General features: G+C 63.8%; 19 protein-coding genes. 13 read left to right on the forward strand and 6 right to left on the reverse strand.

Features of this window, described 5'->3' with window-relative positions:
- Window position 1 precedes the first annotated feature (1 nt).
- The 4 genes from AAC645_RS04300 to map all read right to left on the reverse strand — a co-directional run bounded on the left by AAC645_RS04300 (window position 2) and on the right by map (window position 4,247).
- The gene (locus AAC645_RS04300) at window positions 2–1,258 is read right to left on the reverse strand and encodes a multidrug effflux MFS transporter (protein WP_340314101.1); all 1,257 of its coding nucleotides are present in this window, start codon (window positions 1,256–1,258) and stop codon (window positions 2–4) included.
- A 109-nt stretch (window positions 1,259–1,367) separates the two neighbouring features.
- Entirely contained in the window at window positions 1,368–2,780 is a 1,413-nt protein-coding gene (glnA, locus tag AAC645_RS04305) for a type I glutamate--ammonia ligase (protein ID WP_340314103.1), read from the reverse strand.
- A gap of 92 nt (window positions 2,781–2,872) precedes the next feature.
- A complete protein-coding gene (locus tag AAC645_RS04310) occupies window positions 2,873–3,211 on the reverse strand; it encodes a P-II family nitrogen regulator (RefSeq protein WP_012051005.1) in 339 nt (112 codons plus the stop codon).
- Window positions 3,212–3,416: 205 nt separating this feature from the next.
- Window positions 3,417–4,247: a type I methionyl aminopeptidase gene (gene map / locus AAC645_RS04315; RefSeq protein WP_340314107.1), complete on the reverse strand. Its 831-nt coding sequence runs from the start codon at window positions 4,245–4,247 to the stop codon at window positions 3,417–3,419.
- A gap of 127 nt (window positions 4,248–4,374) precedes the next feature.
- Here map and AAC645_RS04320 point away from each other — a divergent pair, with 127 nt between their 5' ends.
- Complete coding sequence (locus tag AAC645_RS04320) at window positions 4,375–5,157, forward strand: competence/damage-inducible protein A (protein WP_340314108.1); 783 nt, start codon at window positions 4,375–4,377, stop codon at window positions 5,155–5,157.
- A gap of 45 nt (window positions 5,158–5,202) precedes the next feature.
- Here the strand turns inward: AAC645_RS04320 and AAC645_RS04325 are convergent, their stop codons facing one another.
- Complete coding sequence (locus tag AAC645_RS04325) at window positions 5,203–6,459, reverse strand: TCR/Tet family MFS transporter (RefSeq protein WP_340314110.1); 1,257 nt, start codon at window positions 6,457–6,459, stop codon at window positions 5,203–5,205.
- A 133-nt stretch (window positions 6,460–6,592) separates the two neighbouring features.
- Between AAC645_RS04325 and AAC645_RS04330 the strand changes: the two genes are divergently transcribed.
- The 6 genes from AAC645_RS04330 (at window position 6,593) to AAC645_RS04355 (ending at window position 10,855) form a co-directional block, all read left to right on the forward strand.
- Window positions 6,593–7,000 carry a DUF2177 family protein gene (locus tag AAC645_RS04330; RefSeq protein ID WP_340314111.1) on the forward strand — a complete coding sequence of 136 codons (408 nt, stop codon included), beginning with the start codon at window positions 6,593–6,595 and terminating at the stop codon, window positions 6,998–7,000.
- A complete protein-coding gene (locus tag AAC645_RS04335) occupies window positions 6,967–7,377 on the forward strand; it encodes a GFA family protein (protein WP_340314112.1) in 411 nt (136 codons plus the stop codon). Before AAC645_RS04330 ends, AAC645_RS04335 begins: the two co-directional genes overlap by 34 nt.
- On the forward strand, window positions 7,361–8,128 hold the full coding sequence (locus AAC645_RS04340) for a hypothetical protein (RefSeq protein WP_340314113.1): 768 nt from the start codon (window positions 7,361–7,363) through the stop codon (window positions 8,126–8,128). The genes AAC645_RS04335 and AAC645_RS04340 overlap by 17 nt, the downstream gene beginning before the upstream one ends.
- Window positions 8,129–8,296: 168 nt before the next feature.
- The gene (locus tag AAC645_RS04345) at window positions 8,297–9,751 is read left to right on the forward strand and encodes a M48 family metalloprotease (protein WP_340314115.1); all 1,455 of its coding nucleotides are present in this window, start codon (window positions 8,297–8,299) and stop codon (window positions 9,749–9,751) included.
- The gene (locus AAC645_RS04350; protein ID WP_340314117.1) at window positions 9,748–10,149 is read left to right on the forward strand and encodes a DUF6894 family protein; all 402 of its coding nucleotides are present in this window, start codon (window positions 9,748–9,750) and stop codon (window positions 10,147–10,149) included. The genes AAC645_RS04345 and AAC645_RS04350 overlap by 4 nt, the downstream gene beginning before the upstream one ends.
- The gene (locus AAC645_RS04355; protein WP_340314119.1) at window positions 10,139–10,855 is read left to right on the forward strand and encodes a Crp/Fnr family transcriptional regulator; all 717 of its coding nucleotides are present in this window, start codon (window positions 10,139–10,141) and stop codon (window positions 10,853–10,855) included. Before AAC645_RS04350 ends, AAC645_RS04355 begins: the two co-directional genes overlap by 11 nt.
- Here the strand turns inward: AAC645_RS04355 and AAC645_RS04360 are convergent.
- Window positions 10,803–12,203, reverse strand: coding sequence for a lipopolysaccharide biosynthesis protein (locus AAC645_RS04360; protein ID WP_340314121.1), 1,401 nt, complete (start codon window positions 12,201–12,203; stop codon window positions 10,803–10,805). The genes AAC645_RS04355 and AAC645_RS04360 overlap by 53 nt on opposite strands.
- Before the next feature lie 133 nt (window positions 12,204–12,336).
- On the opposite strand from AAC645_RS04360, the gene AAC645_RS04365 reads away from it, so the two are divergent.
- The 6 genes from AAC645_RS04365 (at window position 12,337) to AAC645_RS04390 (ending at window position 19,427) form a co-directional block, all read left to right on the forward strand.
- Window positions 12,337–13,212, forward strand: coding sequence for a hypothetical protein (locus AAC645_RS04365; RefSeq protein WP_340314123.1), 876 nt, complete (start codon window positions 12,337–12,339; stop codon window positions 13,210–13,212).
- Complete coding sequence (locus tag AAC645_RS04370) at window positions 13,209–14,417, forward strand: glycosyltransferase family 4 protein (RefSeq protein ID WP_340314124.1); 1,209 nt, start codon at window positions 13,209–13,211, stop codon at window positions 14,415–14,417. Before AAC645_RS04365 ends, AAC645_RS04370 begins: the two co-directional genes overlap by 4 nt.
- Entirely contained in the window at window positions 14,414–16,012 is a 1,599-nt protein-coding gene (locus AAC645_RS04375) for a hypothetical protein (protein WP_340314126.1), read from the forward strand. The genes AAC645_RS04370 and AAC645_RS04375 overlap by 4 nt, the downstream gene beginning before the upstream one ends.
- A 271-nt stretch (window positions 16,013–16,283) precedes the next feature.
- Window positions 16,284–17,093 carry a glucose-1-phosphate cytidylyltransferase gene (gene rfbF, locus AAC645_RS04380; RefSeq protein ID WP_340314128.1) on the forward strand — a complete coding sequence of 270 codons (810 nt, stop codon included), beginning with the start codon at window positions 16,284–16,286 and terminating at the stop codon, window positions 17,091–17,093.
- The gene (rfbG, locus tag AAC645_RS04385; protein ID WP_340314130.1) at window positions 17,086–18,219 is read left to right on the forward strand and encodes a CDP-glucose 4,6-dehydratase; all 1,134 of its coding nucleotides are present in this window, start codon (window positions 17,086–17,088) and stop codon (window positions 18,217–18,219) included. Before rfbF ends, rfbG begins: the two co-directional genes overlap by 8 nt.
- Window positions 18,210–19,427 carry a DegT/DnrJ/EryC1/StrS family aminotransferase gene (locus AAC645_RS04390; protein WP_340314131.1) on the forward strand — a complete coding sequence of 406 codons (1,218 nt, stop codon included), beginning with the start codon at window positions 18,210–18,212 and terminating at the stop codon, window positions 19,425–19,427. Before rfbG ends, AAC645_RS04390 begins: the two co-directional genes overlap by 10 nt.
- Window positions 19,428–19,429 lie beyond the last annotated feature (2 nt).

Genomic DNA, 19,429 nt, shown 5'->3' on the forward strand with positions numbered 1-19,429 from the left:
GTCAGCGGAGCGGCGACGGCTGCGGATTTTGCGGCCTGAAAAGCCGGCCGCGTTCGGCGATCAGGACGATAGCCAGCGCGGCCAGCGCCATCAGCTCCCAACCCAGCGTGAGGGGGAGGGTGGTTCCCGCGAAGGACTGGCCGATCACAAGACCGGCCAGCGTGGCTATGGAGGTCTGGATGAAGCCCTGCACCGACGAGGCCGTACCCGCGAGGTGCGCCATCGGCGCCATGGCCATCGCACCGAAATTCGCTCCGGTCAGGCCGTAAAAGAAAAAGGTCAGGCCGTTGAGCAGGGTGAAGAGCAACAGGGTTTCGTGACCGCCAGCGACGACCCCAAGCCGCACCAGGCACAGCAGGACCATCGCAAGCAGGGCGCAATGCGAAATCATCCGCATCCCGAAGCGCTCGACGAAATGTGCGTTGATGAGCGCTGCAACAGCCATGAAGCCGCCCATGAAAGCAAAGCAGATGGCGAACAATTCGGGTGCATGGAAGGTATGCAGGAAGATCTGCTGGGAACTGTTTATGAAGCCGACCAGCCCGCCATATACGGCGGCCATCGCCGTGGTGTAGCCGATCGAGTAGCGGTTCGTGAGGATCTGGCGCACGGCATCGCCGACGACGACCAAGCTGATCGCCCGCTGATTGGCTGGGTCCAGCGTCTCGGGGAGGCGGATCGATGCCCATAGCGCGACCATCAGGCTAAAGGCGCCGAGGAAATAGAAAATCCATTGCCAGGGCGCGACCAGCAGGATCAGCTGGCCGATCGAGGGCGCGAAGATCGGCACCGCGAGAAACGCCATGTAGGTCATGGAGGTCACCTTGGCCATCCGCCGGCCTTCATAGCAATCGCGGATGATCGAGAGCGCGAGCACGCGACTGGACGCCGCAGCCAGTCCTTGGGTCGCTCGTGCGGCCAGAAGCAGTTCGAAGCTGGCAGCATGGGCGGCGATGAAGCTCATCCCGGCATAGACGACCATTGCCCCGACCAGCATGTTGCGGCGGCCGTAGCGATCCGCGAGAGGCCCCCAGAAGAGCTGCCCCACGCCAAAACAACCGATATACACCAGGACGACGAGCTGCTCATGGTTCTCGACCGTGACGCCCAGTTCCTTCGCGATCATGGTGAGTGCCGGAAGCATAGTATCGATGCCGAGCGCGTTGACGGCCATCAGCGCCGCCATTAGCGCGACGAATTCGCCGAGCCGCATGCCATGTGCAGCCCTTTCGATCGTGATGCTCTGCGGCGCGTTCATCGAGAGTCCCTTGGGTGACGGCAGATAGACACGGCTGTACGCAATGACAACAAAGAGAAGGGGCCCCGGAGCGGTCGCCCCGGAGCCCCCTGAAGCTCAGATCGCGCGATCAGTTCGAATAGTACATATCGAACTCGACAGGGCTCGGGGTCATTTCCCAACGGGCGACTTCCGGCCATTTCAGCTCGATGTAGGATTCGATCTGGTCTTCGGTGAACACGCCGCCCTTGGTGAGGAAGGCATGGTCGGCCGACAGGCTGTTGAGCGCTTCGCGCAGCGATGCGCAGACGGTCGGAACCTCGGCGAGCTCTTCCGGGGGAAGGTCGTACAGGTTCTTGTCCATCGCCTCGCCGGGGTGGATCTTGTTTTCGATCCCGTCGAGCCCCGCCATCAGCAGCGCCGAATAGCAGAGATAGGGATTGGCCATCGCATCGGGGAAGCGGAACTCGACCCGCTTCGCCTTGGCGCCGGCGCCGTAGGGAATGCGGCACGAAGCCGAACGGTTGCGCGCCGAATAGGCGAGCAGTACCGGCGCTTCATAGCCCGGCACCAGCCGCTTGTAGCTGTTGGTGGTGGGGTTGGTGAAAGCGTTGAGCGCCTTCGCGTGCTTGATCACGCCACCGATGAAGTAGAGGCACATTTCCGACAGGCCCGCATAGCCGTTACCGGCGAACAGCGGCTTGCCTTCGCCCCAGATCGAAATGTGGGTGTGCATGCCCGAACCGTTATCTTCCTTGATCGGCTTCGGCATGAAGGTGACGGTCTTGCCGTAGGCGGCGGCCACCTGCCAGCAGACGTACTTGTAGATCTGCATGCGGTCGGCCGTGGTGACGAGCGTGCCGAAAGTCAGGCCCAGCTCATGCTGCGCCGAGGCGACCTCATGGTGATGCTTGTCGCAGGGCAGGCCCATTTCCAGCATGGTCGATACCATCTCGGCGCGGATATCGACCGCGCTGTCGACGGGTGCGACGGGAAAGTAGCCGCCCTTGGCGCGCGGCCGGTGACCGAGATTGCCGCCCTCGAGCGCCTTTCCGGTATTGGTCGGCAGCTCGATGTCGTCGAGCTTGTAATAGGACGAGTTGTAGGTCGTATCGAACTGCACGTCGTCGAACATGAAGAACTCGGCCTCGGGGCCGACATAGACGGTGTCGCCGATTCCCATCGACTTGACGTACGCTTCGGCCCGCTTCGCGGTCGAACGCGGGTCGCGGGCGTACAGTTCGCCGGTCGAAGGCTCGACGATGTCGCAGACCAGGATCATCATCGGCGTCGCCGAGAAGGGATCGATCCATACGGCATCGAGATCGGGCTTCAGAATCATGTCGGACTCATTGATGGCCTTCCAGCCATCGATCGACGAGCCGTCGAACATGAAGCCGTCGGACAGCTCATCCTCGCCGACCGCGACCGCGCACATGGTCAGGTGCTGCCACTTGCCCTTGGGGTCGGTGAAACGAAGATCGACCCACTCGATCTCCTTGTCCTTGATCATTTTCAGAACGTCAGCGGGCTTGTTCGCCATATGCTTGCCTTCCCCGTGAGAAATTCATGTGAGAAATTCGTGGATGTTTTCGGGCGATCGTTGCGCCCTGCCTTCGCTGCCGCTGGACCCGATCAGATCGCGTCCGCGTCTCTCTCTCCAGTCCGGATGCGGACCGCGCCCTCTACCGGCAGGATGAAGATCTTGCCGTCACCGATGCGGCCCGTCTGGGCTGCCGATGCGATCGCCTCGACCACGCGATCGGCCAGGCTGTCGTCGACGACAACCTCCAGCTTCACCTTGGGCAGGAAATCGACAACATATTCCGCGCCGCGATACAGCTCGGTGTGACCCTTCTGGCGACCAAAGCCTTTGGCCTCGGTTACCGTGATACCGGAAACGCCCACTTCGTGGAGGGCTTCCTTGACTTCATCGAGCTTGAACGGCTTGATGATCGCTTCGATTTTCTTCATCTGAGCCCTCCCCGGCCAGCGCTCTTTGCAGGCCACCAATAAGCGTGCGATAATGCGAGTCGCAAGCAGGCTAGGAGATATCGGATCGATATTCCGCCGCATTGCCGCAAAACTCGGCATATATCATCAGCCTGCTCGAAAAATGGGCAGGTCTTTGCCTTGCTATTAACCTCCGCGCCGCAACTGTCCGCTCAAGAGACCGGGCTCAGAGATAGGGAGGCTTGTGCCGCCCCGTCGGGCTGAGCGTGAATATTTCGCAGCCGTCTTCGGTGATGCCGATCGAGTGTTCGAACTGCGCCGAAAGAGAGCGGTCGCGAGTGACGGCCGTCCAGCCGTCTTCGAGCATTTTCACGTCCGGTCGGCCTATGTTGATCATCGGTTCTATCGTGAAGAACATGCCGGGCCGCAGTTCGGGGCCGGTGCCCGGGCGGCCGACATGGACCACCTCGGGCGAATCATGGAAGATGCGCCCGAGACCGTGACCGCAGAAATCGCGGACCACTCCATAGCGATGCTTTTCGGCATGCCGCTGGATTGCGCTGCTGATGTCGCCCAACCGGTTGCCGGGCTTTGCCTGCTCAATTCCGAGCATCAGGCATTCATGAGTAACGTCGACCAGCCGCCGTGCCTTGATGCCGACATCGCCGACCAGATACATGCGGCTGCTGTCGCCATGCCAGCCATCGAGCAGGGGGGTCACGTCGATATTAACGATGTCCCCATCCTTCAGCGTCTTGCCGCCGGGGATGCCATGGCAGACGACATGATTGATGCTGATGCAGCAGCTATGCGTGTAGCCTCGATAGTTCATGGTGGCCGGCACCGCCCCACCCGCGATCGTCATATCGTAGACGATGCGGTCCAGTGCCTGGGTCTCCACGCCGGGTACGACATGGGGCACCAGCGCGTCGAGGATATCTGCCGCCAGCCGTCCTGCTGCGCGCATCCCCGCGAAGCCGGCAGAGCCATGGAGCTTGATCGCGCCGCTGCGCGGATTGGCGGCGACTCTCTCGTCCGCGGTCACATATGTTGTCATGGCACCGATCATAAGCGAAGTGCGGGCTCATTGCGAGCGTCGTTGCGCTGCCCGGCCCTCCCGTCTTTCTGCAGACGCGACGAGTATGGGTGCCGCATCGCGCTTCCACTAGCGTGGATCCGGCACTATGGCTTTGCCAATGACCCCGCAGAACCAAGAAGAGCGAATCTGGACCGCGGCCCTGCTCGTCATTGGCGACGAAATCCTGTCGGGGAGGACTCAGGACAAGAACGTATCCCAGGTCGCATTATGGTTGAACATCCAGGGCATCCGGTTGTCCGAGGTGCGGATCGTAGCCGATGACATGGCGCTGATCGGCGAGGCGGTGGTCCAGCTCAAGGCGCGCAACGACTATCTGTTTACCACCGGCGGCATAGGTCCGACGCATGATGACATCACTGTCGACGCGATTGCCGCGGCCCTGGACGTGCCGGTGGTGATCCATCCCAAGGCGCGTGCCATCCTCGAGGAATATTATGCAAGCCGCGGCGGGCTGAACGACGCACGGCTTCGGATGGCCCGGGTGCCCGATGGTGCGGAGTTGATCGAGAATTGCATGTCAGGCGCGCCGGGTATTCGCATCGGCAATATCTTCATCCTGGCCGGCGTCCCCCACATTGCGGGGATGATGCTCGAAGCCCTGTCGAACCAGCTCCGAGGGGGCCGGCCGATGCTGTCGCGCACGATCGGCTGCTGGGTGGCCGAAAGTGAGGTGGCCGAACTGCTGCGCGAGACCGAAAAGGCGCATCCGGGATCGCAGATCGGCAGCTATCCCTTTTTCCGCGAGGGCAGGGTCGGTGCCAACTTCGTCGTTCGCTCGATTGACGCCGTGACCATCGAGAGCTGCCTTACCGCGATCGGCGCCGGGCTCGTGCGGCTCGGCTACGCTCCGGTCGCCGACGGAATCTAGAGCCGCGCTTGAGGTGGAAGCGCTTTGCGCTCCCCACCGATAGCGTTAGCCCGCTGTCGTCAAGGTCTGAGCCAGTGCCTCATGGTCACGCACGCGCCGTGTGCGCATCAGCGCCAGGAAAGCCAGCAAACCGAAGGCAGAGGCGATCACGAATGCCGCGCCGGGAAAATGCACTGGCGCGGTCGGCCCGGTGAACCAGGCGAGGGCCGGGTTGAGAAGCAGTGGCCCTGCGATCGCGCCGACGGCATTCAAACTGCCGATGAAGCCCTGCATCTCGCCTTGGGCCTCGGCGGGAGCGCGCTGCGACATCAAGGCGGTGACCGACGGCTGGACTAGAGCCGCTAACGACGAGACGACGACGAGAACGAGGCCGAAGCGGGCATCGGGAACGAGCGCATACAGCAGATAGCATATCGCTGCCACGCCGGTGCCGATCATGGCCGCTCGCCGTTCGCGCAGCCGCTTGACGACGCGGCCAAGGATGAGGACCTGCACGACCGTCATCGATATTCCCGCCAGAGCGAGCGACGCGCCGATCATGCCGCTGGACCAGCCATATTCTGCAATCGCGAAATAGGCCCAGGTCGCCGGGTAGACCATCGAAGCCACGTTCCAGAGGAGCAATATGCCGGCAAGCCCCAGCACACCGCGAAGCTTGCGGGCCGCGATGAGTGCGCCGACCGGATTGGCGCGGGCAAGATCGAACGGACGCCGTCGATCCACGGGCAAGGTTTCCGGGAACCTGAAGTAGCCGAAGGTGAAATTGGCCGCTGCAAGCCCCGCTGCGGCCCAGAAGGGCGCGCGGGGGCTGAAATCGCCCAGCAGGCCGCCGATCGCGGGCCCGACGATAAAGCCGATGCCGAACGCCGCCCCGACCAGCCCAAAACGCTTCGCCCGCTCTTCGGGCACTGTTATGTCGGCCAAGGCAGCGGTTGCCGGGCCGAAGGACGCGCCGAAGATACCCGCTATCAGGCGCCCTGCAAACAGCCAGCCGAGGCTGGGCGCGAATCCGAGCAGCATATAGTCGATGGACAGCCCAGCCAGCGCGAGCAGCAGCACCGGCCGCCGGCCGAAGCGATCGCCGAGATTGCCGGCCAGCGGGCCGCAGAGGAACTGGGTCAGTGCATAGGTCACGGCGAGCCATCCGCCCATCCAGGTCGCCTGTGCGAGGTCGAGCCGGCCAAGGTCCATCACGAGCCGCGGTAGCACCGGGATGACGATGCCGAATCCGATAGCGTCGATGAGGATGGTCGCAACGATGAAGATGGTCGCGGAACCCGGGCCGCGATCTGGAACCGACATGCTTTCCCCGAATCCCGGCGACCCCGAGGAGGATGACGCCGTGCCGCTTCATCGTCGCTCGTCGCCGAAAAGACAAGGATGACGGCAATGGCCAACTCGTCCATGAAGGGCAGGATTTAGGGGGGAGGATCACATGACCCGCGTCATCGTCGCCTATGTGGCGACCCTGGTTGTTTTCGCCGCACTGGACTTCGTCTGGCTCACCCAGGTGGGACCGTCGCTGTACCAGCCGCTGATCGGCTCCATCCTGGCGCCCGAGCCCCGGATGGCCCCGGCGATCCTGTTCTACGCGCTCTATATCGCGGGACTGGTCTATTTCGCGGTGTTGCCCGGTAACGCCGGAGCCGGCTGGCAGAGTGCGCTGCTCAAGGGCGCGCTGTTCGGTTTCTTCGCCTATGCAACCTACGACCTGACCAACCAGGCCACGCTGATAGTGTGGAGCAGCCGCATCACCGTGCTCGACATGGCATGGGGCAGTTTCGTATCGGGCGTGGGATCGGCAGGCGGATGCCTGATAACGCGCTATATCGCGAAAGGCTGAAGGTGAAGGTCGAAGGCGGTTGTCATTGCGGACTGGTGCGGTTCGAGGCGGAGGTGGGCGAGCCCCCGCTTGCGATCCTCGATTGCAACTGCTCCATCTGTTCGATGACGGGCTTTCTCCACCTGATCGTGCCCGATAGCAGCTTCCGCCTGCTCGAGGGACAGCGCGACACCACCACGTACCGCTTCGGCAGCGGCAAGGCGCGGCACATCTTCTGCTCGCAATGCGGCATCAAGAGCTTCTATCGTCCGCGCTCGCATCCCGATGGGATCAGTATTTCGCTGCGCTGCATCGATGGCTGGCAGGATCTGGACGTACGGATCACGGCTTTCGAGGGGCGTGACTGGGGCAAGGGCGAAAATGTCCCCGGAACTTAGCGGAGAAGCCTCGACCGCCGGCCGCAACCTGCTGATCATCGGTCATAGTCACGTCGGCCCGATCCGCCAGGCCGCCATCATCCGGCGGGAGGCGGATCCCGATCGGCCGCGAGCGAGGACAATCCATCTGCTCGATCCGGCATTCGCACCCGAGATGGACGGCAACGATTTTTCGTCCGGCGTGAAGCGCGTCATTCTCGACCAGATCGAGCGGCACCACCCGATCGTTGCGTCGGTGATGGGGGGCAACGCTCACAGCGCCTATGTGCTGATCCCGCGCGAGCGGTTCGATTTCAGGATCGAGGGTGGCGAAACGCTGCCGATCGACGACAGCGTACCGATAAGGTCGGAGGAAGAGATGCGCGCCATCCTCGCCGATATATTGCAGCCGGAGGTCCAGCGCCTGCGCCTGCTGCACGCGCTGATCGGCCCGTTTTGGCAGCTGGAATCGCCGCCGCCGGTGCGCCGGGCGGACTGGATCATCGCCCATGCCGAATCCTATTTCATCGACCAGCCGGACTTCCATTCGCTTGGAGTAGCACCTGCAGGAGTCCGCTACCGTACCTGGCTGCTGGCGAGCCGGATGATCCGCGAGGCGTGCGAGCAACTGGGCTGCTCCTATTTGGAAGTGCCTCGTCGCCTGCGGGGTGAGGCGGGCTTGCTCAGGCCGTCCCATGCGAGGGATGCGACGCATGGCAACCACTATTTCGGGGAGGCGATGCTGCAGGCGCTGGAGGCGGCAGCGGTCTAGCCGTTTGCGCCAGGGCACGGAACGTAGCGCTGCGCATTTAGGCGGTATCCACGCCTGCAATCCGAAGGATGTCGATGCTCTTCCTGTTCTCCCCGCGTTTGGGATGGCTCGGTCCGCGGCTTCTCTCCGCCGTCGCGACGCGACGCTGATACCCATGGGCATCGCTCGATGATCCGGCGGATCTCCGCTCTCGGCTTCTCGCTTTCGCTCATCCTTGCTGGGTGCGACCGCCCCGCGCCCGAATATGCGGCGAGCGTCAGCCAGGAAGACCGCGATTTCGGCGCGCAGCAGCATCCGCAGCTTCTCGCCCAGTTCGGCGGCGAATATCGGGGGCCGCAGGAGGACTATGTCCAGCGGCTCGGTGCCACCGTCTCCGACGCAGCGGGGCTGGGCGGCCGATGCACCTTCACCCTCGTCAACAGCGACGTGGTCAACGCCTTCGCCGTGCCGGGCTGCTATATCTACGTTACGCGCGGGCTGATGGCGATCGTATCCAGCGAAGCCGAGTTGGCCTCTGTGCTGGGCCATGAAGTCGGCCACATCGTCGCGCGGCATAGCCAGCGCCAGCAAAGCCGATCCCTGTGGAGCATGTTAGGGGTTATCGTGGTGAGCCTGACCGGATCGGAACGGCTTACGCGCCTCGCGGGCGCCGCGGCGGAGATGTTCACGCTACGATACTCGCGCAGCCAGGAATATGAGGCGGACGAGCTCGGCATCCGGTTTCTTCGTCGTGCGGGCTATGATCCTTATGCCGCCGCGGACATGCTCGACGCTCTCGGTCGTCAGGAGGCTTTTCTCACCGACAGCGGCGGCCGCGATGCGGCCAGAGGGGTTCCCGAATGGGCGCTTAGCCATCCGCTGACCGGAAAGCGGGTGGAGCGGGCTCATCATCTTGCCGAGGAGACGGGCCTCATGGACGACGCCCTCTCCGAGAATGCCCCCGCCTATCTCGCCGCCGTCGACGGCCTGCTATACGGTGACGATCCCGAGCAGGGCTTCGTGCTCGGCCGCCGTTTTGCGCATCCGATCATGCGGATCGGTTTCGAGGCGCCGGAGGGCTTCACGCTGACCAACAGCCCACAGGCTATCACGCTATCGGGCCCCGCCGGCGTACGCGGTGAGTTCGCCGGCGGACCGATCCCGCCGGGAGGCTTACCGGCCTATGTTGAGGCGATGCTGCCGCAGTTGCTGGGCGATGTGCAGGCTGAGATCGGCATAGCGCAGGCCACCATCGTCAACGGGTTGCCCACGATCATCGTGCCGGTACGCATCCTGACTCGCGAGGGCTCGCTCCCACTCGCAGTGGCGGCCTATGACGCAGGCGGCGGCCATGCCTACCACTTCGCCATCGTGTCGCCTCCATCGGACGAGAGCGCGGCGGCCATCCAGCGATTGTTCGCCTCGTTTCACCTGCTGGCGCCGGAGGAGGTCGCACGGCTTCGGCCGCGAGTGGTCCGGGTGGTCACGGTCGTGCCAGGCGAGACAGTGCAGAGCCTGGCGAGGCGGGTCGCCGATCCGCATGGTCTGGCGCTGCTGACCGCGCTGAACGGGCCGGGCGCCGTTCGTCCAGGTGCGCGTGTGAAGATCGTGACGCTTGCGGGAAAGGGTAGCGCAGGTTCATGATCGCGATCGGCGGCGGCGAACCAGCCGCTGTGCCGCGGCCTGGCAGTAACGTATATTGCGACGCTCGTAACAAGCCGCTGATACAACTGCACCCTGTTCGGATGAAGGAAACGATGCCGCATTATCGCTTCCACCTGTATAATTCGGTTGGCTTCATCGAAGACTATGAGGGCGTGACCCTGCCGGGCCCGGAGGCTGCCAGGCAATATGCAGTTGCTGCCGCTCGATCGATCATGTGCGACGAACTGCAGCGCGGCCGAGTGGACCTGCGCGGCTGGATAGATGTGATGGACGCGAGCGGATCGACGGTGATCGTACTCCCCTTCGGCGACGCGGTCGAGATTATCGACGGATTGCTTTTTGGAAGCGACGAGATCGGACCTGGCGATGCCGGGTGAGACTTTCATAAGCCGGCTGGAGCTTATCGGCCATCTCGACGATGACGATCGGCATGCGCTTCGCGCCATACGGGGAGAGCTCCGCGATGTCGGCAGGGGCGCGCAACTCATCAGCGTGGGCGATCGTCCGTCGCACGTCGTGGGGATCGTCACCGGCCTTCTGCACCGGTTCACCGTTACCGACGACGGCGAACGCCAGATCCACGCCTTCTATCTGCCGACCGACGTGCCTTCCGCCGAAACGCTGCACATGCCGGTCATGGACACAGCGATAAGCGCCACCGTACCGAGCCGGATCCTTCTGGTCGAGCACGCGGAGATTCTTGCGGTGTTGGACCGGCGCCCCAACGTCCGCGATCTCTTATGGCGAGAGACGCTGGTGCAGGCGAGCATGTTCCGGACGTGGCTTATGCGAAACAGCCAGATGGTAGCCGAGGTGCGCATGGCGCATCTGTTTTGCGAGCTGTTCTGGCGCGCGCGCGCCGCCGGTGCGGCTTCGAACGGCAGCCTCAGCTTTCCGGTCAGCCACGCGGATCTGTCGGCTGCGCTGGGCATGACCACCGTTCAGGCCAATCGCACGCTGAAATTACTGGAGGACACCGGCGCAGTGAAACTCAGGCACGGTATGCTGTCTCTCAACGATCCCGAGCAACTCAAGAACTTCGCGCAGTTCGACCCGTCCTACCTCCATCTGCGGCCTCGTTGACCACAGCCCCGGGTTGCGATGAACGCAGCCCCTGGCGCAGCGACCAGCCGAGCCCGCCGAGCCAGACCGTGCCGAACAGGACATGCGCGACGTTCGCGCCCATTGCGCCGAAGATCCCGATGAGCGGGACGACCGAACAATAGAAAATCGCCGCCGCCGCGAGGACCGTGCGCAGGACGGCCGGCTGGTGACCCATCGCGAGCAGGCCGGCGCGACTGGCTGCGCCGCTGATCGTCAGTCCGACCGCCAGGATCTGGATGCTGAGCAGCGGCGCTGCCGCACCGAAGCTCGGCCCGGCGGTCGCCTCGAGCACTATTCTGGACAACAGCAAGGCCACTACGAAACAGGTCGCCCCGAACAGTGCCAATATGACTTCGGTTTCGATCAGCAGCCGGACGAACGCCGTTTTCTTGCCATCCCCCCAGAGGCGGCTCAGGTCGGGATACACCACCGCTTCGACATTGCTGCCGACCTGCTGGACTACCCGGCTGACGCGCTTGGCGATATGAAACATGCCCGCCGCGGCAGGATCCGCCAGCCAACCGACGATCAGCGTATCGACCTGCTGCGCGCTGGACCAGATGGTGAGCGATATGTTGGCCCCCCAGGTGAATCCCCAGACATTGGGGAAACGCTGGGCCATTCCAGAGAGGCTGGCTGTGAGCACGCTGGTCACGCCGAGGCTCGCCTGCAGGCGCATGGCGCAAGCGATGTTGAGCAGGGCGCCGAGCGCCTGTGTCGAACCCCAGACGATCACGAAACCGATCAGGCCGGCCCCTGTCGCGAACGCGAACAGCGTCGCGCTGAGCCGGACAATCGCCACCGCCACCTGAAGATAGGCGACCATGCGAAACCGCCCGGACAAGCGGAATGCCGCGGTGGCGGTGCCATTCATGTTGAAAAGCAGCGAAAGCAGGAAAATCAGGGCGACCCCCACCGTCGCCCACGGAATGCCGAAGAGAAAATGCCCCGCGATGGCAAGCAGGCTGGCGACCGCCCATGCCGCGACGCTGCCAATCGCATCCAGCATCAGGCCGAACTTGAACAGTGATCGCAGATCGTCGCGATCGCGCACCGGGTCGAGCGTCGCGCCATAGCGGATCAGCGGCTGCCACGACTGAAAGCTGAGGAGTCTTTCGCAGGCCTGGCCGAGCGTGAGAATCAGCGCGAGTACGCCGTATTGCGTCGGCCCCAGCGCACGCGCGGCGAAGGTTATCGACAGCAGGCTCAGGACGACGGTGGCCGAGGTGCCGGTCAGCAGATGTCCGACGGCGCGAACGCGTCGATTGTTCAACGCGCCTATTGCCGTCACCAGGCGCGCCCATCTCTTGCTCTCGCGTTCGGTCATGCCGGCTCCCCACAAGGTCGTTGGGAATCCGATGACCCGTCCCGTGCAAGAGTGCAGCTTATAAGCTGGCTTAATCCGGAATCGTCGCCCTGCGGCGTCGCTGCAAGCGCTAAGAAGAGTCCCGGAGGCCCTCATGTCCATTACCGCTACGCAATATTTTTCGGATGACGCCGCTGCAATCACGCCCGAGGCCGAAGATCGTTTCTTTGCGGGCCTGAAGACCGGCAACAACACGTTCAAGCGGACGGCGAACGATCGCTTCAAGCGACTCGACGATAGATGTGCCGAAATGTTCACCAGTGCGAACGTTCAGCTTTCGCACGTCCTGGATGTCGGCATTTCGTCGGGAACCACGACGCTTGCGCTCAGCAAGCGGCTGGCGCTGGCGGGCCAGACCCCGCGGATCGTCGGGACCGATCTGTCGCTGGGCGCCTATCTGCTCGACATATTTCCCGGACTCCGGGTGCTGGTCGACGAACAGGGATTACCCCTGCAATATGAACTGCTCGGCCGAGCGGTTCGGGCATGGATCCGTCGTGCCGACTATGTGACCGGCATCGCCATCCTTCTGGCGCTACTCCGGATGCTGGTGAAAGCGCCGGTGCGCCGCCACCTCCGCTATCGGGAGCGTTCGACGCGAAAGCTGTGGCTGCTGAGCCGGGCGTTGCGCGACGAACCCAGCATCACTGTGGAACGCAACGACATCTTCCAGCTGACCGAAAAATTCATAGGCCGATTCGATTTTATCAGGGCCGCCAACATCCTGAATCGGGGTTATTTCGGTGAAGGCGATCTGCGTCGAGCGCTTGGTAATATCGTCCGGTACCTCTCGGGCCCCGGGGCATGGCTGCTCGTCGCCCGATCGGAAGGCGCGAAGACGGCGGGCACTTTGTTCCGGGTATCGCCGGATGGAAGCCGGTTGATCATCATGGCGAGGGTAGGAGTCGGCTCGGAAATAGAATCCCTGGTGCTCAACACGCAGATGCCTACCTCGGATGGAGCTGCATGATGCCTGTCAAAATATGCTTTCCCTTCGTCGGGAGCCTGGTTGGCGGGAGCCATATCTCGTCGGCGGCTCTCATCCGGCATCTCGACCGCGAGAAATATGACCCCATCGTCGTGGTGCAATATGAGCGGAGTGCGATAGCCGAGCTGCTGCGCAGCGAGAATATCCGGTTCGAAATCGCTCCGAAGACAGTTGAACTCGAGCATGGGCGCCCAGTGCCGGCCGGGGCTGCACTTCGCCTGCTGTCCGCGGCGCCGCGGCTCGCGCGGTTCTTGCGCAGCCAGAATGTACAGATCGTTCATTGCAACGACGGGCGGACGCTGGCGACGTGGGGCCTTCCAGCCAAACTCGCCACCGCCAAGCTGCTCTGGCATCATCGGGGGTCGCCCAATGCAGCCGGTCTCCGCCTCGTCGCGCCAGCTCTGGCGGATCGCGTCATCGCGGTTTCGCATTTCGCCGCGCCACGGCCGGGCTGGTATTCCGCGGCGCCGCGCGCCCATGTTATCCACAGCCCGTTCGATACCAACATGGTGCACGACAGGGCCGGCGCCCGATCGGCCCTGCTGGACCTGTTGCCCGCGGCTTCTTCCAGGGCACGCGTCGTTGCCTATGCCGGCGCCCTGATCGACCGCAAGCGTCCGCTGCTGTTCGTCGAGGCAATCGCGGCGATGCGGCAGGCATCGCCGCGCTCCGAGGTACATGGCGTCATGTTCGGCGAGCCGCTGGACGGCATGGCCGAGCGCGTGAAGGAACTCGCGGTGCGGCTGGGCGTGCAGGATATCGTCCATGTCCTCGGCTATCGCACACCGGGCTCCTTCTGGCTGGCAGGTTGTGATCTCTTGATGATCCCCGCCGTCGACGAGCCTTTCGGCCGTACCCTGATCGAGGCGATGCTCGTGGGCACGCCGGTGGTGGCCACTGCGTCGGGCGGCAACATAGAGGCGATTCGCGATGGTGCGACAGGCTTGCTGGTAACACCCGAGCGGCCGGAAGCCCTTTCCGCGGCATGTCTTTCGCTGCTGGCGGATCCGGCGAGGTCGGCTAGATTGGCGACAACCGCTCGCATCGATGCCCGCTACCGCTTCGGCGAGGAAAAGCATGCCGAGGCGGTCATGGCGGTCTATGAGAGCATGGTGCCGCGAGGCAGGCAGCCGCACGCCAGGATGCACTTCGACAATTCGGCCCAGGCAGTCGGGAGCAAGCGATGAGCGTTGCGGTGGGAGAGGCTGTTGTCGCTCCCATCCTGGTTCCGGCGCTGGATCGACACAAGGCCGGACGCATCCCCCTTGCGCTCTGGTGCTGCGCCGCCATCCTTCTGGCGGGTTTGTTCGGCCGCATCATGGTCACGCCGCTGGGCCATGACGAGCAGATCCACATAGCGGCCGCACAGCTCATCTTCCGGGAGCCGCTCTACGGTGCGCTGGGCTATAATCACTTGCCGGGCCTGCCGCTTCTCCTTGGCGGGCTCTACGCCGCGGTCGGCGCCGACCATCTCTTGCTGACCGGGCGGCTGCTGATCTTCCTGTGCTGGATCGCGGCCGCATCGGTGATGTGGATGATCGCCAGCCACGCGTCCGGCGGACATCGAACCGTCGGCGCGGCCTTCGTGTTGGTGTTGATGGCGGGGACGCTGCTCGGCCCCGCGGGAACATTGGTCACCAATAATTTCCTGCCCATCCCGTTCGCGATGCTCGGTGTCCACCTGTTCGCCGCCGCGCCGGATCAGCGGCCGATACGGCCCTGGATGCTGTTCGCGGCCGGCTTCGCCATAGGTTTCGCCGTTATCCTGAAGATCAGCTATGTCTTCCTGGTCCCGCCGATCGCGGTTGCGGCGCTGCTGGCGCCGCTAGGCATGACCAATGCCGAACGCTTCCGCCGCGTGATATGGCCACTGGTCGGGGGAGGCGTTCTTGGTGCGCTTCCAGGCCTGGTGCCGTTGATCAGCGGGCCGCAAACCCTCTACGCTCACACGGTCAGCTACTTCACGGGCGGCCACCTTGCCTATTGGCAGCATTCCACGGCGCCCAAGGCGATGAGCGCAGCGGCGAAGATGCTGGTGGCCGACGGGATCTGGTTCGCCGGATCGGGATTGCTCGCGGCGATGCTGGCAGGCACCTGCGGATGGACTCTGGCGCAATCCGGGTGGCGGCGACTCACCGATTGGCCGATCCTGCTCGTCGCAGCGATCACGGCACTCGCTGCGATCATGAGCTTCGTGCCGAGTCCCGCCTTTCCGCAATATTACGAGCCTCCGGTACCGTTCATGCTGATCCTTGCGCTACTATGCTATCGGCAGCTCGACGTGCCGGCACAGCGCCGGATGCAGTCGCTGATCGGCACGGCAGGCGCGATCGCGCTGGCCATCATCCTGCCGAGAGTCCTGCCGGCTGTTCCCGCCGTGGGCCAGCCCGCCCGCTGGACCGGCAATGTCGTTCACGCTCAGGGCGCGCGGATTCGGACGGTTCTCGAACAGGCGGGCGTGGATGGGCGAGTAGCCACCCTCGCGCCGATCATAGCGCTGGAAGGGGGGCTGCCGATTTATCGCGAGTTCGCCGCCGGACCCTTCGTCTATCGAGTGGCCGACTATCTGCCGCCGGCCCAGCGTCGCCACTTCGTGACGACTTCGCCGCGCGGTCTATCGGCGTTTCTCGACGCGAATCCGCCAGCTGCGATCGTTACTGGCCAAGAAGGCGAGCTCGATCGCGCGTTCGTCGACTATGCCCGCTCGCGCCGTTATGTCCCGGTCGATATCGGCCCGCAGCCGCAGCTCTTCGTGCGCGCCGCGCATCCGCCGGCGCGCTGATTCCGTCTGCTTTGCGTCGGCGGTCCGGCGCCGCGTTTGCCCATCAGTAGAGCAGGGCACTCGAGCCCCGGCTGCGCTCCGCCCGGCCACCAAGCGAAAGCTTGATCGAGGTACGCCGGCTAACCCCTCAGGATGAGAGTTGTGCCGATGGAACCGGGCAGGACCGCCCGATAGGTTCGTCCACTAATCCCCCTGCGCAGCGCCGGCTCCGCTCCGATGCGGCTATATCAAGCACATGGCCGATAGGGCCGAACATCAAGGGGGCACGCATATGCAAACGGTGCTGCTAGCGGGCGGGCTTGGTTCCCGCATCTCCGAGGAAACGGTTCGCATTCCGAAGCCGATGGTGGAAGTGGCCGGACGGCCGATCATGCTCCACGTGATGGATATCTACAACCATTGGGGCCAGCATGATTTCATCATAGCATGCGGATACAAATGCATGATGATGAAGTCTTTTTTCAACAATCTTCATCTGATGAACAACGACTTCACGGTTACGATCGGCACCGGCCGCATGGACCTCAAACCGTGTCGCCAAGTCAACTGGAACGTTTCGGTGGTCGACACCGGAGAAACCACGATGACCGGCGGCCGATTGCGCCGGCTGCGCGACTGGCTCGGCGACGAGACCTTCATGGTCACCTATTCGGACGGTGTCGGCAATGTCGATATCGACGCCCTTCTGGCGTTCCACCGGTCGCATGGCGGCCTCGCGACGGTCACCGCAGTCCAGCCGCCTGCGCGGTTCGGCAGCCTCGATCTGTCGGGCGATCGCGTGGCGGAGTTCACCGAAAAGGTCACCAGCTACGAAACCTGGATCAACGGCGGCTATTTCGTCTTCGAACCGGGTGTCTTCGATTATCTGAGCGGCGACAAGGAACAGCTCGAACAGGCGCCGCTAGCGCAGCTCGCACGGGATGGCCAGCTGTTCGCTTATAAGCACAAAGGCTTCTGGCACCCCATGGACACAGTGCGGGACCGCGAGCAGCTTGAGCAGCTCTGCGTCGACGGCACGCCGCCCTGGCTGCAGTTCGACCGGGAGCCCGGTGCGACGGTGCGGCCGAAGATTTATGCCTGACCAGCCGTCCAACGACGAGGTGGTTGCGACGGCTCTGGCGGGTCGCCGCGTCCTGGTCACCGGGCATAGCGGCTTCAAGGGCGGGTGGCTGTGTCTCTGGCTGGAGTCCCTTGGCGCCGAAGTCGTCGGTATCTCGCTGCCGCCGCCGACGGTTCCCTCCTTCTACCATTCGGCGGGAATTGGCGGGCTGGTCGACAGCCGCATCGCCGATATCCGTGACGTGAAGGCGCTGCAGCGCGCCGCCGAAGGCGTCGACGCCGACATCCTGTTTCACCTTGCCGCACAGCCGATCGTACGTCGATCGCATCGCCACCCCGCGGAAACCTTCGACATCAACGTCACCGGCACGGCGAACGTCCTGGATATCGCCAGGGCGATGCCGTCGATGCGCGCCGCGATCGTGGTGACGAGCGACAAATGCTATGACGATCGGGGATCGGCGACGCCCTATCGGGAAACCGATCGGCTCGGCGGAACAGACCCCTATAGCGCCTCGAAGGCCTGTACCGAGCTGGTTGCCGAGTGCTACCGGCGCAACTGGTTCGCCAGCCCCGGCGGACCGCAGCTCGCGACGGTCAGGGCAGGCAATGTCATAGGCGGCGGCGACTGGGCCGAGGACAGGCTGATACCGGATATCATCCGAGCCGCGCATAGCCGCTCGCCGATGGTCATCCGGAACCCACGCAGCATCCGGCCGTGGCAGCATGTCCTCGAACCGCTGTCGGGCTATCTGCTACTCGCGGCGCGCCTGCTCGGTGACGATGGACCGGCTTGCTCGGGCCCGTGGAACTTCGGTCCCGCGGACACCAGCGGTGCTGACGCGGAAACGATAGCACGTGCCATCATGCAGGCGGCGCCGGAACTCGACCTTCCCGTAGAGTTCGCGTCCGGGGTCGCTGCGCTCCATGAAGCCGCAGTGCTGCGTCTCGATAGCAGCAAGGCTTTTGCAGGACTCGGCTGGCAGCCCAGGCTGTCGATGCAGCAGACGATAAAGCTTACCGCTGAATGGTATGCCGCGTCGCTTCGGGGTGCTGCCGACATGCGCGCCATCAGCCGAGACCAACTCGCCTCATATCTGGATCTTGGATCCTCCCTCCGGACCGAAGGTGTTTCAATATGCGCGTGAATTACGGACAGAGCGTACACGGCGAGGCAGAGATCGCGGCCGTGATCGAGGTGCTCGGCGCGTCCACGCAGATGGGCGCGAAGGTGCGCGCGATGGAAGCGGGTGTCGCGGCGCTGTTCGCCAAGGCGCACGGCATCATGGTCAACTCCGGATCCTCGGCCAACTATCTCGCGGTCGAGCTGCTGGGGCTGCCCGCCGGCAGCGAGGTGATCACGCCTGCGCTGACCTTCGCAACGACGGTGGCGCCGATCGCCCGCCACGGGCTGGTGCCCGCCTTCGTCGATGTCGAGGAAGGGACGTACAATATCGACGCCGAGGCCATCGAGGCCATGATCGGGCCTAATACGCGGGCCATGATGATCCCGTCGCTCATCGGCAATCTGCCCGACTGGGACCGGATCTGGGAAATCGCGACCCGGCATAAGCTGATGGTCGTGGAAGATAGTGCAGATACGCTGGGTGCGACGCTGCGAGGCCGCAGCACCGGCCTTCGGTCCCACATCAGCACCACCAGCTTCTATGGCTCGCATGTCATCAACGCGGCTGGCAATGGCGGTATGCTGTGCGTCAACGACGACACACTTGCTCGAAGCGCCCGGTTGCTGCGCTCGTGGGGGCGGACATCGTCGCTGTTCGTCGACTCCGAGGCGGCGGAATCGCGGTTCGACGTCGATGTCGACGGTATCGAATATGATGCGAAGTTCGTGTTCGAGGCGCTTGGCTACAATCTGGAGCCATCCGAGCTCGGCGCCGCGTTTGGATTGGTCCAGCTCGACCGGCTCGAGGATAACATCCGTCGCAGGATCGAGAATTTCGCGCGGCAGCGGGCCTTCTTTGCGGATTACGAGGACTGGTTCATCCTGCCGCAGGAATTGCCCGATGCACGGACGGGGTGGCTCTCCTTCCCGCTGAGCCTGCGCGACGATGCGCCCTTCACCCGGCGCGAGATGCAGATCTGGCTCGAAGCGCACGACATTCAGACGCGGCCAGTGTTCACCGGTAATATCCTGCGCCAGCCGGCGATGCGCTCCGTCGTACATCGGAAATCGCCGCAAGGTTATCCGGTGGCCGACAGCGTGATGCGGGGCGGGATCTTGCTGGCCTGCCACCACGGGCTCGACGACGCGCAGATCGACCATATGCATGGCACCTTCGCGGCGTTCGCCGACCGGCAGGTCCAGAGCTCGCGCGTAGCGGCGGCGGAATAGGA

This window comes from Rhizorhabdus argentea (genome assembly GCF_037861105.1).
GTDB lineage: Bacteria > Pseudomonadota > Alphaproteobacteria > Sphingomonadales > Sphingomonadaceae > Rhizorhabdus > Rhizorhabdus argentea.